The 15,601-nt window shown below is 65.6% G+C and carries 10 protein-coding genes; 8 read left to right on the plus strand and 2 right to left on the minus strand.

Annotated features, from left to right (window positions below):
- Positions 1 to 83: 83 nt before the first annotated feature.
- From N5D45_RS10980 to cueR, 8 genes are all read left to right on the plus strand, one after another.
- Complete coding sequence (locus N5D45_RS10980) at positions 84 to 1,673, plus strand: calcineurin-like phosphoesterase family protein (RefSeq protein WP_057504281.1); 1,590 nt, start codon at positions 84 to 86, stop codon at positions 1,671 to 1,673.
- 34 nt (positions 1,674 to 1,707) lie between these two features.
- Positions 1,708 to 1,992, plus strand: a complete 285-nt coding sequence (locus N5D45_RS10985; RefSeq protein ID WP_005409434.1) for a hypothetical protein — start codon at positions 1,708 to 1,710, stop codon at positions 1,990 to 1,992.
- 84 nt (positions 1,993 to 2,076) lie between these two features.
- Positions 2,077 to 3,099, plus strand: a complete 1,023-nt coding sequence (locus tag N5D45_RS10990; RefSeq protein ID WP_057504282.1) for a glucokinase — start codon at positions 2,077 to 2,079, stop codon at positions 3,097 to 3,099.
- A gap of 51 nt (positions 3,100 to 3,150) precedes the next feature.
- Positions 3,151 to 4,149 (plus strand): N(4)-(beta-N-acetylglucosaminyl)-L-asparaginase, encoded by a 999-nt coding sequence (locus N5D45_RS10995; protein WP_057504283.1) that lies wholly within the window; start codon positions 3,151 to 3,153, stop codon positions 4,147 to 4,149.
- Positions 4,146 to 4,883 carry a copper homeostasis protein CutC gene (locus tag N5D45_RS11000; RefSeq protein ID WP_057504284.1) on the plus strand — a complete coding sequence of 246 codons (738 nt, stop codon included), beginning with the start codon at positions 4,146 to 4,148 and terminating at the stop codon, positions 4,881 to 4,883. Before N5D45_RS10995 ends, N5D45_RS11000 begins: the two co-directional genes overlap by 4 nt.
- 407 nt (positions 4,884 to 5,290) lie before the next feature.
- Positions 5,291 to 8,248 (plus strand): TonB-dependent receptor, encoded by a 2,958-nt coding sequence (locus tag N5D45_RS11005; RefSeq protein WP_279938917.1) that lies wholly within the window; start codon positions 5,291 to 5,293, stop codon positions 8,246 to 8,248.
- A 128-nt stretch (positions 8,249 to 8,376) separates the two neighbouring features.
- Positions 8,377 to 10,878, plus strand: a complete 2,502-nt coding sequence (locus N5D45_RS11010) for a heavy metal translocating P-type ATPase (protein WP_279938918.1) — start codon at positions 8,377 to 8,379, stop codon at positions 10,876 to 10,878.
- 11 nt (positions 10,879 to 10,889) lie between these two features.
- Positions 10,890 to 11,345, plus strand: a complete 456-nt coding sequence (gene cueR, locus N5D45_RS11015; RefSeq protein WP_279938919.1) for a Cu(I)-responsive transcriptional regulator — start codon at positions 10,890 to 10,892, stop codon at positions 11,343 to 11,345.
- A 79-nt stretch (positions 11,346 to 11,424) separates the two neighbouring features.
- On the opposite strand, the gene N5D45_RS11020 is transcribed toward cueR, so the two are convergent.
- Both N5D45_RS11020 and N5D45_RS11025 read right to left on the minus strand, forming a co-directional pair.
- The gene (locus tag N5D45_RS11020; protein WP_021204511.1) at positions 11,425 to 11,619 is read right to left on the minus strand and encodes a heavy-metal-associated domain-containing protein; all 195 of its coding nucleotides are present in this window, start codon (positions 11,617 to 11,619) and stop codon (positions 11,425 to 11,427) included.
- Positions 11,620 to 11,819: 200 nt separating this feature from the next.
- Positions 11,820 to 14,897, minus strand: a complete 3,078-nt coding sequence (locus N5D45_RS11025) for a TonB-dependent receptor (RefSeq protein WP_279938920.1) — start codon at positions 14,895 to 14,897, stop codon at positions 11,820 to 11,822.
- Positions 14,898 to 15,601 lie beyond the last annotated feature (704 nt).

Here is a 15,601-nt window from a genome sequence, read left to right on the forward strand (position 1 = left end):
AGCGGCCGGCACTACCGTCCTGCAATGCAGCCGAGCATGGCTCGGCTCTACAATACCGCGTCTCTTTCTGCTGGATCTCTCCCATGAAACTGCCTGCCGCGTGGCTGTGCTGCCTGTTGCTGACCTCGCCGGCCTGGGCCGCGGACACCGTGGTCACCGGCAAGGTCTATCTGGAGCGCGACGGCCGGCCGGGGCGCGGCGCGACCGATCCGGGCCTGGCCGGGGTGCAGGTCTCCAATGGCGAGGCCATCGTCAAGACCGCCGCCGACGGCAGCTACAGCCTGCCGGTGCGCGATGGCCAGACCGTGTTCGTGATCAAGCCCGATGCGTATTCGTTCCCGAAGGCGGCCGATGGCCTGCCCTCGTTCTGGCGCCACTACCGCCCGAACGGCTCGCCGGCGCTGAAGTACGGCGGTATCGCCGCCACCAGCGACGTCACCCGCAACTGGGATTTCGCCCTGCAGTCGGATCGCCATGACAGCCGCCGTGGTTTCCAGATGCTGGTGTTCACCGATTCGCAGACCGCCAGCCTGAAGGACATCGGCTACTACCAGCAGTCGATCGTGGCGCCGCTGGTCGGTCAGACCAGGGCGCGCATGGGCACCACCCTGGGTGACATCGTCAATGATGACCTGACCCTGTATCCGGCGATCAACAAGGTCACCACCGGACTTGGCGTGCCGTGGTTCCATGTGCCGGGCAACCACGACCTCGACTTCGATGCCGCCAGCGATGAGCACTCGCTGGACAGTTGGCGCAACATCTATGGCCCGGACACCTACGCGGTGGAAGAGGGGGGCGCCAGTTTCGTGTTCCTCGATGACGTGGTGTACGACCCCAAGGCCAAGCCGAAGTATGTCGGTGGACTGCGCGAAGACCAGTTCGCCTTCCTCGCCAGCTACCTGAAGGGCCTGCACAAGGACCGCCTGCTGGTGCTGGGCATGCACATCCCGCTGTTCGACGCCGCGCCGGGACGCGAGACCTTCCGCCATGCTGACCGTCAGCGCCTGTTCGACCTGTTGAAGGACTTCCGCAACGTGCTGGTGCTCAGCGGCCACAGCCACACCCAGCAGCACGTCTACCACGGCAAGGCCGACGGCTGGAACGGCGGCAAGCCGCTGCACGAATACAACGTGGGTGCCAACTGCGGTGCGTTCTGGTCGGGTGTGAAGAATGCCGCCGGCGTGCCGGACAGCACCATGAGCGATGGCACGCCGAAGGGCTATGCATTGCTCGACGTGGCCGGCAATGGCAGCTACAAACTGCAGTACCGCGTGGCGGGCAAGTCGGCCAGCGAGCAGATCGGCCTGCATGCGCCGAAGGTGCTGCGCCAGGGGGCCTACCCGGCGTGGGGCATCTATGCCAACGTCTACATGGGTGAGGATGCCAGCGTGGTCGAGTACCGCGTCGATGGCGGCGCCTGGCAGCCGATGAAGCAGGTCAGCCAGCCCGATCCGCGCCTGATGATGGAGAACGTGGCCGACGATCTGGCTGACAGCCTGCGTGGCTACGACCGCTCGCCGGAGGCCACCGCATCGCCGCACCTGTGGCGTGGCGCGCTGCCGACCGATCTGGCGGTGGGCAGCCACAAGGTCGAAGTACGCTCCACCCAGCCTGACGGTGCGGTGTTCACCGCCACCACCCGCTACAGCCTGCAGACTGCCCAGCCCTGACCTCCGCATCACGGCCCCAGCGAAAGGACCCCGCATGGATATCCGCTTCATGGCCGGCACCACGCCGGTGACCCTCAGCCGCCACTGGTTCACCGGCGCGATGCTGCTGCAGAGCGCCACCGAGAAGGTCTGGGTGCAGCATCCGCTGCATCCGGGCACGCACTTCTCCTTCTCGCTGGTACAGTCGTGGCTGCGCCACATTGCTGGCCATGAAGTGCTGGTAGAACGCACCCGGCCGCTGCTGTTCGCCGGCTTCCGCCCGCAGCGCCTGCGCGTGCTGGTGGATGGCGTGCAGGTGGCCGAACAGGAAGGCATGTAGGCCAACCTGAATCATCGGCGTGCTAGGCAAAGCCGCCCCGATGCCTGAGAATCGGGGCGATTCAATCGATCCAAGCAGGCCAGCGTGACCATCGCAGCAGCGTCCCCGGTTTCCTCCGACTCCGCCCGCGGCGGTCCTCCGCGCAGTCTGGTGGTCGCCGATGTCGGCGGCACCTTCGCCCGCATTGCGCTGGCTGAAACCCAACCTGGCCAGGCGCCGCTGCTGGGCAGCCATCGCACCTACGCCTGCGCCGAGCACCCCAGCCTGGCAGCGATCCTGGCCGATTTCACCGCAGGCGTTGGCCAGCCGGTGCAGACTGCGGTTGTGGCCATCGCCGGCCTGCTCGATGGCGATGTACTGATCAATTCCAACCTGCCGTGGACGGTCTCGCTGTCGGCCACCCGCGCGCAGTCCGGGCTGCACGAACTGCAGCTGATCAATGATTTCGAAGCGGTGGCGCTGGCCATCCCGTACCTGCAGCCGGAAACCCTGATGCCACTGAACGGCGACGCCGATCCGGCACAGGCGTTCCCGGCGCTGGTGCTGGGCGCGGGCACCGGCCTGGGCGCCGCACTGCGCTTTGCCGATGGCGAGCGCCCGGTGCTGGCCAGCGAGATCGGCCACGCCGCGCTTGGCGCCGGCAACGCGCTGGAACTGCAGGTGCTGGGCAAGTTGCTGCAGCGCTGGGCGCACGTGGACAACGAGCGCGTGCTGTCCGGTAGTGGCCTGATGAACCTGTATCCGTGCCTGTGCGAGCTGCGCGGCGTCACCCCGGTGTGGACCAGTACCGAAGCACTGATCGGTGCCGCCCGCAGCGGTGAAGACGCGCTGGCGGTGGAGACGCTGCAGGTGTTCTGCGCCTGGCTGGGCAGCCTGGCCGGCGACGCAGCGATCGCCGTCGGTGCACGCTCGGTGTACCTGGCCGGAGGCATTGCCGCGCACGTGCAGGATTTCCTGGCCGATGGCCGCTTCCGTGAGCGCTTCCTCAACAAGGGCGTGCTGACCGAGGTGCTGCGCCAGGTGCCGGTATGGCGCGTGGAGCACGGCCAGCTGGGCGTACTCGGTGCAGCGGTCTGGCACGCCGCACGACAGCCCACGCACGACTGATCGGCACGACCGGCATCGGGCCGGCCGTGCATTGCAGACTGGGAGGGGAAGATGGTGGATCGCAGGCAGTTCCTGCAGGCCGGTGCACTGGCCGCAGGCATGGCGGCTTTGCCGGGCGTGCAGGCACGCACGCAGGGTGGGGCCAAGGTGGTTTCGACCTGGGACTTCGGCGTGCCGGCCAACCAGGCCGCATGGAAGGTGCTGGCGCAGGGCGGCAGCGCGCTGGATGCGGTGGAAGCGGGCACACGCTGGGCCGAGAGCGAGCTGTGCAACCCCACCGTCGGTCATTGCGGCAACCCGGATCGCGATGGCGTGCTGAGCCTGGATGCCAGCATCATGGATGGCGATGGCCGTTGTGGTGCGGTGGCCGCGCTGGTCGACATCCTGCATCCGGTGTCGGTGGCCCGCAAAGTGATGGAAAACAGCCCGCACGTTTTGCTGGTGGGCGAGGGCGCGCAGCAGTTCGCGGTGCAGCAGGGTTTCGAGCGCAAGCACCTGCTGACGCCGCAGGCCGAGGCGGCCTGGCGCGAGTGGCTGAAGACCGAGAAGTACCAGCCGCAGATCAATGCCGAGCGCCGGGGTATTCCCGGCAACAGCGACAACCACGACACCATCGGCATGCTGGCACTGGACGCCAAGGGCCATCTGGCCGGTGCCTGCACCACCAGTGGGATGGCCTGGAAACTGCACGGACGCGTGGGCGACAGCCCGATCATCGGTGCCGGCCTGTATGTCGACAACGAAGTGGGTGCGGCCACCGCCTCGGGCGTGGGTGAGGAGATGATCCGCAACGCCGCCTCGTTCCTGGTGGTCGAGCTGATGCGCCAGGGGCGCTCGCCGGCACAGGCCTGCCGCGAGGCAATCGACCGTGTGGTGCGCAAGCGGCCGGAGGCGAGCAAGACCCTGCAGGTGTGCTTCCTGGCCATGAACAAGCAGGGCGAGGTGGGCGCCTACGCGTTGCATCGCGGCTTCGTCTACGCCGTGTGCGATGCGCAGCGCCAGGATGACCTGCGCGATTCGCCGTCGATCTATGCGAGCACCCAGGCGTGAGCACGCGGCTGACCCTGGAGATCGCCAGCAACTCGCTGGCCTCGGCGTTGGCGGCGCAGGCCGGCGGGGCCGACCGCATCGAGCTGTTCGACAATCTGGCCGAGGGTGGCACCACGCCGTCGTTTGCCACCATCGCGATTGCCCGCGAACGCCTGTCGATTCCGCTGTTCGTACTGGTGCGCCCGCGCCCGGGTGATTTCCACTACAACGCGTTGGAAACCGAACTGATGCTGCGTGACATCGCGCAGTGCCGCGCGCTGGGCTGCGATGGCGTGGTGATTGGTGCATTGGACGTGCAGGGCGGCGTTGACGTGGCGTTGTGCCGTGAACTGATGCAGGCGGCCGGGCCGTTGCAGGTGACCTTCCACCGCGCCTTTGATGCTGCCCGCGACCTGCCGGTGGCGCTGGAGCAGGTGATCGGGCTGGGCTGCCAGCGCGTGCTGACCTCCGGCGGCCAGGTCAGCGCCGAGGCCGGTGCCGATGTGCTGGCGGCGCTGGTCACCCAGGCGGCCGGGCGTATCACGGTGATGGCAGGTGCCGGATTGGCCCCGGGCAACATCGCAACCGTCGCGCGGCAGACGGGCTGTACCGAACTGCACGCGTCCGCAAAAGGCCTGCGCCGCTCGGCCATGCAGTTCCAGAACCCGGCCCTGCGCGGCCTGGACCCGGACTGGAGCCAGACCGCCACCGCGACCGTGGCCGCGCTGCGGCAGGCGCTGGACGGCGCAAGGTAGCCCGCCTCTTCTGTAGAGCCGAGCCCACGCTCGGCTGCTTTTCGCGGCGAACAACAGCAGCCGAGCGCGGGCCCGGATCTACAACGCCCCGCTGTCGGCCGTACACGGCATCACGGACAAAACCGTTCCGCGCGCGATTGTCGCGATCGTGTCATTGACGTGTGTGCCGTTCTCTCAGCGATGTTTCGCAACCCTTTGATTGTTCGGGATGACGGCAGCCGGTAGCGGCATTCCGCGGGCTGTTGCTGCGTCGCCGCATGCCGGGTGTGATTCAGCTGTGCTTTAGTTTGGATCGATCCACAGGGGAGGGTGCTGCGACGGTCCTGAACCGATCCAGGCGCCCGGATCACCGGTAGTGCCGCACCACCACCCGTCCATGCGTCCACACTTTCGAAGAGCAACCACCCATGGCTCAGATCGTCCGCAAGCGCCGTCACCTGCTGTCCCAGGCCCTGGTCCTGGCCCTGCTTCCCCTGGCTGCCAATGCGCAGGAAGCCTCAAGCTCGTCCACCAAGGATCTCGATGCGGTCACCGTCACCGGCTCGCGCATCAAGCGCGCCAGTGTCGAAGGCCCGGCACCGGTCAATGTGATCACCGCCGCGCAGATCCAGAAGGAAGGCTTCGTCAGCGTGTACGACGCGCTGAAGACCCTCACCGAAGCGACCGGCACTGTTGAAGCCGCCTCGCAGTGGGGCTCGCATACGCCCAATGCCAGCGGCCTGAACCTGCGCGGGATGGGCCCGAACCGCTCGCTGTTGCTGGTCAACGGCCGTCGTGTGGCGGACTACCCGCTGCCGTATGGCGGTGAAACCAACTTCTCCAATTACGGCAACATTCCGGCCGCGGCGGTGGAGCGCATCGAAGTGCTGACCGGTGGCGCGTCGGCCATCTATGGCTCCGATGCGATCGCCGGCGTGGTCAACGTCATCCTCAAGACCAACTACGACGGCGACGAAGTGCGCGTGCGCGGCGGTACCTCCACCGAAGGCGGCCGCGATACGTGGGATCTGTCCTGGGCCGGCGGCAGGACCGGCGACAACTGGAGCGTGACCTACGCGCTGCAGTACACCAAGCGCGACCCGCTGTTTGGCCGTGACCGCCCGCAGATGGACGACGCCGATGATGCACCGTATCCGTCCTGGAACATGGAACAACGCAAAGTCGGCTTCCGTCCCACCGCCGGCCTGGCGCTGATCGATCCGACCACCGGTCAGCGCCTGGCGCCGCCCACCGGCACCTGCGAGAAGTTCGATGGCGAGTACTACACCGCGGATCGATTGGTCTACAACTACGCCGCCAACACCATCACCAACACCGGCCGCCTGTGCGGCATGCGTGCGGACTATGCGAACTGGCTGCTTACGGGCGGTGCCGAGAACGTGTCCGGCAACCTGTATGCCACCCTCGACTTCAGCAATGACCTGCAGGCCTGGACCAACCTGGCCGTCTACCGCTCCGAAGCGATCTGGGGCACCAATCCGCCGAGCGTGTCGCTGATCGACGACGACAACGGCTACTACTGGGATGCCAACCGCAACCGCCCGATCCTGGGCGTGCGCCAGTTCACGCCAAATGAAGTCGGTGGCCTGGATACGCTGCGCAACACCAACCGCGAACTGTCCTGGGACTGGAGCGCCGGCCTGCGTGGCCGCCTCGCTGACCGCTTCGACTGGAGCGCCACAGTGGGGCGTTCCTACTACCGCGTTGAAGAACGGCAGAACGTGGTCGACAAGCAGAAGTCGTATGACTACTTCCTGGGTCCGAAGCTGGGCACCACCGCCGATGGCGAGGCGATCTACGCACTGAACGAATCGCGCTGGTGGAATCCGCTGACGCCGGACCAGTACTGGCAGATGGGCACGGTGGCGAGGAACCGCGCGTCATCGTGGGTCAACCAGGCTTCGGCGGACATCACCGGCGAGCTGTTCCAAGGGTGGGCGGGTCCGATTTCGTTCGCGGCAGTGGCCGAAGTCGCGCAGCAGGGCTATCACCTCAGCCCCGATCCGCGTGCAGGTATCGACTTCGACCTGCAGAACGTTGATCGCGGCGGCGGCGAGCGCACCCGCTATTCGGCCGGCGTCGAGTTCAAGATCCCCCTGCTGGAGAGCGTGACCGCCACTGCGGCCGCGCGCTATGACCGCTATGGCAACTACAAGGCTGACAACAGCGGCGAAGCGCTGGACATCGGCAGCCAGAAGGAAACCACCTGGAACGTCGGCCTGGAATGGCGCCCGGTGGAGTCGCTGCTGGTGCGTGGCTCCTACGCCACCAGTTTCCATGCGCCGGACATGCACTACCTGCTGGGCCAGCCGAGCAGCTCCGAAGTGCAGACCTATGACCGCCTGCGCTGCATCCAGAGCGGCGCTTACCTGGTCAACAACTGCGGCGTGGGCAACACCGACGTCTGGTACACCTTCGACGTGAACCGCCGCGGCACGCCACTGCTGCGTTCGGAAACCGGCGATTCGTGGACGGTCGGTTTCGTCTGGGATGTGATGCCCAATCTGTCGGTCAGTGCCGACTACTGGGCGATCAAGCTGGAAGACATGATCGTCGACGTCGGCGCCGACGAGGTGCTGGCCAGCGAAGCCGGCTGCCTGACCGGCAAGAACATCGACGGTACACCGTGGGCCAATCCGGCCGGTGGCGAATACTGCGCCGGCATCCTGGCCCGCGTGAACCGCGACAGCAACGGCCGTCTGGTATCGATCGAGCGCGGGCCGTTCAACCTGGCCAGCCGCGAAGTGCGCGGTATCGACCTGACCGCGCGCTATCGCCTGGAAACCGCGCAGTGGGGCAGCTTCCAGCTGGGCCTGAACTACACCAACCAGATCTCGACCAAGGAACAGCGCTACGCCAACGACCCGAACCCGGAGCGTCGTGACCGCGACCTGCGCAACAAGCTGCGCGCGAGCCTGGCCTGGCAGCGCGGCAACTGGAACGCCAATGTCTATGCCGACCGCATCGGTTCGGTGCCGGGCGTGCGCTACCACTGGGGCACCGATCGCCTGAACAACCCGGGTGGCTGTCTGCCGTTCGCTGATGGCTATGTGCCCAGCGACAGCCCGTCGCTGAACTGCCTGGAACCGGCAACACGTCCGGATGGCTCGCCCAACCCGAACCCGAACGCCGGCCAGCAGACCACGCGCTACTACGGGCGGGTCGGGCCGTTCATCACCTGGAACTTCAACATGGGCTACCAGGTGACCGAACGCGCCAAGGTCAACGTCTACGTCAACAACGTGTTCAATTCGGCCAGCTGGAACCACAAGGATCCGTACAAGCTGGACTATGACTTCGCCCCGACCCGCCTGCTCGGCGCAGTGGGCCGCGAGTTCGCGCTGGAGTACGTGTTCACCTTCTGAGGCGGATTGCGGGCGGTACGCCGGGCCTGGCCCGGCGATACCGGCTGGACGTGGCGGCTGGATTTGACCTTCCCACGATGGCAAGGTTTAGCCTGTCCGCATCCAGAAGGAACCCCGGGAATCCGATCATGAGCACGCCCCGCGCCATTGCAGCCCCCGCAAGCCCCGCCACCATCAGCCTGCCCATCGAGGGCATGACCTGCGCCAGCTGTGTCGGCCGGGTCGAGGCCGCGCTGTCCAAGGTCGAAGGTGTGGGCAGTGTTTCGGTCAATCTGGCCACCGAGCGCGCGGATATCCGCCCGTCGGGCCCGGTCGATCGGGCCGCGCTGATCCAGGCGGTGGAGCGGGTGGGCTACGACGTACCTGCCGCCACCGTTGAACTGGCCGTGGAAGGCATGACGTGCGCCTCCTGCGTGGGCCGCGTGGAGCGCGCGCTGCTGGCGGTGTCAGGCGTGAGCCAGGCCAGCGTCAACCTGGCCACCGAGCGCGCCACGGTGCGTGGCGTGTCGGATGCTGCGACGCTGGTCGCCGCCATCGACAAGGCCGGCTATGACGCACGCGTAATCGAGGCGGGTGTGGAGTCCGATGACGAGGCCGTAGAAAAGAAGGATGCCGAGCGTGCCGAACTGAAGCGCGACCTGATCGTGGCAACTGCGCTGGCATTGCCGGTGTTCGTGCTGGAGATGGGCTCGCACCTGATTCCCGGCATGCACGAATGGGTGATGGCCACGATTGGCATGCAGGCCAGCTGGTACCTGCAGTTCGCACTGACGCTCCTGGTGCTGGCCATCCCCGGTCGCCGTTTCTACCAGAAGGGCTTCCCGGCGCTGCTGCGTCTTGCACCGGACATGAATTCGCTTGTGGCGGTGGGCACCGCTGCGGCGTTCGGCTATTCAGTGGTCGCGACCTTTGCACCGCGGCTGCTGCCGCCGGGCACGGTGAACGTCTACTACGAAGCGGCGGCGGTAATCGTCGCACTGATCCTGCTCGGCCGCTTCCTCGAAGCGCGCGCCAAGGGCCGCACCTCGGAGGCGATCAAGCGTCTGGTCAACCTGCAGGCCAAGGTCGCCCACGTGATCCGTGACGGCCGCACCGTCGATATCCCGGTCAATGAAGTGCAGAGCGGCGACGTGGTGGAAGTGCGGCCAGGCGAGCGTGTGCCGGTCGATGGCGAGGTGGTTGAAGGCCGCAGCTACATCGACGAATCGATGATCAGCGGCGAGCCGATTCCGGTTGAGAAGCAGCCGGGCAGCAGCGTGGTGGGCGGTACGGTCAACCAGAAGGGCGCACTGACGGTACGAGCCACGGCGGTGGGCGCGCAGACCCTGCTGGCGCAGATCATCCGCATGGTCGAACAGGCGCAGGGCTCAAAGCTGCCGATCCAGGCGTTGGTTGACAAGGTCACGCTGTGGTTCGTGCCGGCGGTGATGCTGGCCGCGCTGGCGACCTTCGCAGTCTGGCTGATCTTCGGCCCGTCGCCGGCGCTGAGCTTCGCGCTGGTCAATGCGGTGGCGGTGCTGATCATTGCCTGCCCCTGCGCGATGGGGCTGGCCACGCCGACCTCGATCATGGTGGGGACCGGTCGTGGCGCCGAAATGGGCGTGCTGTTCCGCAAGGGCGAAGCGCTGCAGCTGCTGAAGGATGCGCAGGTGGTGGCGGTGGACAAGACCGGCACGCTGACCGAGGGTCGCCCGCGCCTGACCGACCTGGAGATCGCCGACGGTTTTGATCACGGCACGGTGCTGGCAGCGGTGGCGGCAGTGGAGTCGCGCTCGGAGCATCCGATTGCCCGCGCCATCGTGGATGCGGCTACCGAGCAGGGCGTCGCGTTGCCGGCGATGGCCGATTTCGAATCGGTTACCGGCATGGGCGTGCGTGCCAGCGTTGATGGCGCGCGCGTGGAGGTGGGGGCGGATCGTTTCATGCGCGACCTGAGGGTGGATATCACGCCGTTCGCGGCGCTGGCCACCCAGCTTGGAACGCAGGGCAAGTCGCCGCTGTATGCCGCCATCGACGGCCGCCTGGCCGCGATCATCGCGGTATCCGATCCGATCAAGCCGAGCACGCCGGCCGCGATCGCGGCACTGCACCAGCTTGGCCTGAAGGTGGCGATGATCACCGGTGACAACGCTGGTACCGCGCAGGCGATCGCGCGCGAGCTGGGCATCGATGAGGTGGTGGCCGAGGTGCTGCCGGAAGGCAAGGTCGAGGCCGTGCGCCGCCTGAAGGCCACGCATGGCCACGTCGCCTTCGTCGGCGATGGCATTAATGATGCGCCGGCACTGGCCGAAGCCGATGTCGGCCTGGCGATCGGAACCGGTACCGATATCGCGGTGGAATCGGCCGACGTGGTGCTGATGTCGGGCAACCTGCAGGGCGTGCCCAATGCCATCGCGCTGTCCAAGGCGACGCTGGGCAACATCCGGCAGAACCTGTTCTGGGCGTTCGCCTACAACACCGCGTTGATTCCGGTAGCGGCCGGCGTGCTGTACCCGGTGTGGGGCGTGCTGCTGTCGCCGGTGTTCGCGGCCGGTGCGATGGCATTGTCCAGCGTGTTCGTGCTGGGCAACGCGCTGCGACTGCGCCGCTTCCAGCCGCCGATGGCGGATGTCGCCGCTGCCACCCACTGAAGGAGATCCGCATGAACATCGGTGAAGCTGCCAAGGCCTCCAGCGTGTCGGCGAAAATGATCCGCTACTACGAACAGATCGGCCTGATTCCCGCCGCTGATAGAACCGAGTCGGGCTACCGGGCGTATTCGCAGGCGGACATCCACCGCCTGCGTTTCATCCGCCGTGCGCGCGATCTCGGCTTCCAGGTGGCCGAGATCACCGATCTTCTGGGCCTCTGGAATGACACCTCGCGGCACAGTGCCGACGTGAAGCATCTGGCCGAACAGCACATCGCCGATCTGGAACAGCGCATCGAGCACATGCGGCAGATGGCCGACACGCTGAAGTCGCTGATCAGCTGTTGTGCGGGAGACGAGCGCCCTGAGTGCCCGATCCTGCAGCGGCTGGGTGAGGACGATGAGACGCCGGTGCCGGTTGATACCGCGAAGACTGGTGCGGTGCGGCGGCGTACGCACAAGCATTGACTCGATATCGCATGCATGAAAAAGCCCGCCGGGTGCTGTAGTACCCGGCGGGCTTTTCAGTATGGGACAGGACAGGGGATCAGGCAGTACGCGGCGGGAAGCCGGCATCGGTCAGTGCCGCCACGATCTGCGCTTCGCTGGCCGAGGTCTGCACCTGCACTCGGCGGCTGGCCGGATCTGCCTGCACGCTGGCCTGCGGATCGACCAGTTCGATCGCCTTGGTCACGCTGCGCGCGCAACCGCCGCAGGTCATGCCTTCAACATGGAATTCCATCCGTAGCTCCTTGGATGCTCTTGGGGTCGAGTCAGTGTGCACCTTCCAACGATGGCAGGGTCAAGTGCCGGGCTGAACGACAGGCAAGGCGGCAAAAAAAACGGCAGCCGCCTGTACCAGCGCGGCTGCCGTGGAGGAACGTCCCCGCCAGGGCGGGGCGTGGGTTGCACCGGGGCGCGCCCGGGCAACCCGGTGTTGCCTTAGAACTTCCAGGTAGCGCCGAAGTACAGCTGGCGGCCTGCATAGGTATTGGAGATCAGGCGTGCCTTGGTGTCGCTTCCCAGGTGCACGCGCTGCTCGGACTTGGTGGCGTTGATCACCGAGGCGGTCAGGGTCCAGTCCGGGGTCAGGTTGTAGGCAACATTCAGATCCAGCTGGTCATACGGTTCGGTGTAGACGGTGAGGCCATTGTTGAGCCCGCCGACCACTTGGCCGCGACGGTTGAACGAAGCGCGCGCGAGGAACTTCTCGTTCTCGTAGAAGACCGTCACGTTGGCCTGGTTCTTGGCGCTGCCGACCAGCGGCGAGGAGCCGATTTCCTGCCCGTCCAGAACAATGGAAGCCAGGTTGGTGTCGTTGTAGGTGTAGTTGGCCTGCACGCCGAAGCCGAAATCGAAGGTGTACTGGCCATACAGCTCGACGCCCTGCGACACACCATCGCGGCCATTGGCCTGGGTCTCGTAGCGCTGCACGTTCACCGCTTCACCGTTGATGACCATCGGCGTGTCGCGCACCACCGGCAAAGTGAAGTTGTCCACGTTCTTGCGGAACAGGCCGACGCCGGCGACTGCGCCCGGCTGGAAGTACCACTCCAGGCCCAGGTCGAACTGGGTGGCCTTGAACGGTTCCAGCTGCTTGTTGCTGCCTTGGCCCACCCAGCCTGCGGTCGAAGCGCCACCGGCAACGCGGCGATCATTGACGTACTCTTCGCTGTAATAGCTCAGTGCGCCCGGTGCTGCGATGTCGGTGTAGCCGGGGCGGGCGATCACCTTCGATGCGGCGCCACGCAGCACCAGCGTGTCGGTGATGTCCCAGGCGATATTGAAACTCGGCAGCACGTCGGTGTACGTGCGATCCACGCCGATCAGGCTGTAGGTCTTGCTCTGCGCCAGGTCGTGCGGCAGGCGCACGAAGCCGCTCTCGCAGCTGTAGGTCGGGTAGGCTGCAGCGGCCGGATCGGTACACGCCATCGGCGCGCCGGACGCGTTGTCCAGGAAGTAGTCGTTGAACTTCTCGATCGAGTCGGAGGACTGCGCGAACTGCTTGGTGCGCACCACGCGCACGCCAACGTTGCCGCGCAGACGCTCGGTGCGGAAGTTGGCCTGGAAGTAGCCCGAATAGATCTTCTCGTTGACGTTGTAGACGAAGTCTTCCTCGGTACGGTTGTGCGAACCGCCGTAGGTCTTGTTCAGGTAGTCGATGTAGGCCGGGTAGTTGATGCCCGGGAACACGTTGGCATTGAAGCCACCCGCGATGTTGCTGATCGGGTTGGACAGGAAGAAGCCAGGCTGCGCATCGCCGGCAGTCGGATCGCAGCCGCTCTGGTAGCGGCTGTTGTCATAGTCGGCCGGGTCACGGCCCGGGCACACCCAGTAGGTGTTGCCGGTGTTGCGGTGGACCTTGCCATCACGGTACTTGGCACCGAACTGGATGGAGTCCAGCCAGCCGGATTCAAACAGCTTGGTGACGTCGGCCTGGAAGTAGTTCTGCTTGACCTCGGTGCGCTTCCACGACGAATCGGTCGAGCCGGTGTCGACTTCGGCGATGCCGTTCATCAGCTGCTGCTGCAGGTCGGGCGAGAAGGTGGCCGAAGGCGTGCCGGTCAGATCCCAGGCGCTGTACAGATTGCCCGACAGGTAATCGTTGCCGACCTTGCGGCGCGGCTTGGCCGACATCCGGAAGTTCATCGACGGACCACCTTCGGACCAGGTGCGGCCGCCGGTGAACGAGGCCTTCCACAGCGGGCTGATGTCCCAGTCGATGGTCAGGTCAGCGGTCTGCGACAGCGCCTTTTCCTTGCTGTAGCCACCGGTCAGCTGCGGCGTCGGAACCGTGCAGTCGTCCGGGCCCCAGCCACCGGGCTTGAGGCCGGCAGCCTTGGCCTGGTCTTCATTGCAGTAGTAGGTTTTCCCCGCCAGCTTTTCGAACTGGGCGCCGGTAACGGTGTTGCCGCTGGGATCGAAGTCCAGGCCGTTGAGCAGGCGTCCACCGGCCCAGTTTCCATCGCCATTGAAGCGGGCCATGCTCCATTCCGGAATCTTCAGCATGTTCTGGGTGTAATCACCCTGCAGTTCGAAGCGGAAGTAGTTGGCCGTCATCGTGACGTTGTCGACCGGCTTGAACTGGAAGGTCAGCTGGCCGCCTTTGCGCTCGCGCTTTTCTTCCTTCACCGCGAAGTTGACCGACGTCGGCATGAAGAAATCGCTGTAGTTGCCGCCGGTCTGGTTGTTGAAACCGGACTTGCCCCACCAGTAGTGGATGCCATCCTGCGCCTGCACGTTGCCATAGGCATCGCGCGCCTTGCCGGCGCCATACCACTGGTAGTCCTCGGTGCTGGCTTCCATGGTACGGGTGGTGCGCTTCTGCTGCGTCACGCCGATCAGCACGCCGAAACGCTCATCCTTGCTGTGCCACGAATACAGGGCCGAGGCTTGCGGGTCGATATCGTGGTGGGTATCGGAGGAGGTGCCCTCAAGCGTGACGAAGCCCGAGTTGGACTCCATGTCGAGCGGACGACGGGTGTGCAGAATCACCGTGCCGCCGATGCCGCCTTCGTCGATGCGTGCTTCCGGCGACTTGAACAGCTCCGCGCTGGACAGCATGTTCGACGGCAGCAGGGTGTAGTTGAACGAACGGGTCGCTTCGTCGTTGGTTTCCGACGTGGCGACGTAGTTGCCGTTCAACTGGGTCAGGGTCAGGTCTGGTGCCAGGCCACGCACGCTGACGGTCTTGCCTTCGCCGCCACTGCGGGTGATGACCACGCCGGGCACGCGCTGCAGTGCGTCGGCCACGTTCTTGTCGGGGAACTTGCCGACGTCTTCGGCGGTGATCACTTCGACCACGGCGTTGGCGTCGCGCTTCTGCTCAAGGCTCTTTTCAATGGCGTAGCGGTAGCCGGTGACCTGGACGCTGTCCAGGTTGGTGGCGTCCTGCGCGCCGGTGGAAGCGGCCTGCTGCGCGGCGGCGCCAGCCGGAATGACGGCGGCGGCCAAGGCCAGCGCGATGGCCAACGCCAGTGCGTCCTGGCCATGCGTACGTGTTGAATGCTTCATTCCCATCTCTCCCTCTCTCCTGGATTGATCCGGTGACGTGGCACGGACAACTTGAATCGATCTAATTTGAAGTGACATTGTCGCTATTGCCATGCAGTGGCAGTAGCACCGTGCGCGTGGCCTGGTACGTCCTGTTGCTGCTCCCCCAACTCCCGGCCATCGCAGCATCGTTCTTGGATCGATCTAAGCGATGGGCGGGCGTTTTTTAGCATGGGTCGCGCGCGGGCGCATGCTGCTCCGCAATATGGTACTGGCGTGGCGAAGGGATGACGGTTTGCTGAAAACAGTGAAATCGTTTTCGTGCGCAGGGGAAGGGTGGGTCGGCAGGGCTGCGCCCTGCACCTGCTTCAAGCCAGGGCAACGTCTACAGCCAAAGCCAAAGCGAAAGCCAAAGCGGCTCTGGGTTGTCTGTGGCTTGGCGGGGCGGTGTCGGATTGCGGGGACGCCGTAAACCCGTCCATGGGGGCTTGGCCGCGGCATTCATGCCGCGGACACCCCGCAATCCGACACCGCCCCACCTTCGACAGTTTCCCGGTGACGGTTGGATTGATCCTGGTGCGGCATGGGGTCATGGGGTCAGATCCGTTTTCCTTATGGAAAACGGATCTGACCCCAATTGATTTCGCTATCTGACAGAGATTCATCCACGCATGGCGTGGATCTACAGATCGCGGAAATCTGTCGAAGGCGGGGTGGGTCCGGTTGCGGGG

This window comes from Stenotrophomonas sp. GD03819, assembly GCF_029841665.1.
In the GTDB taxonomy this organism is placed as follows: domain Bacteria; phylum Pseudomonadota; class Gammaproteobacteria; order Xanthomonadales; family Xanthomonadaceae; genus Stenotrophomonas; species Stenotrophomonas geniculata.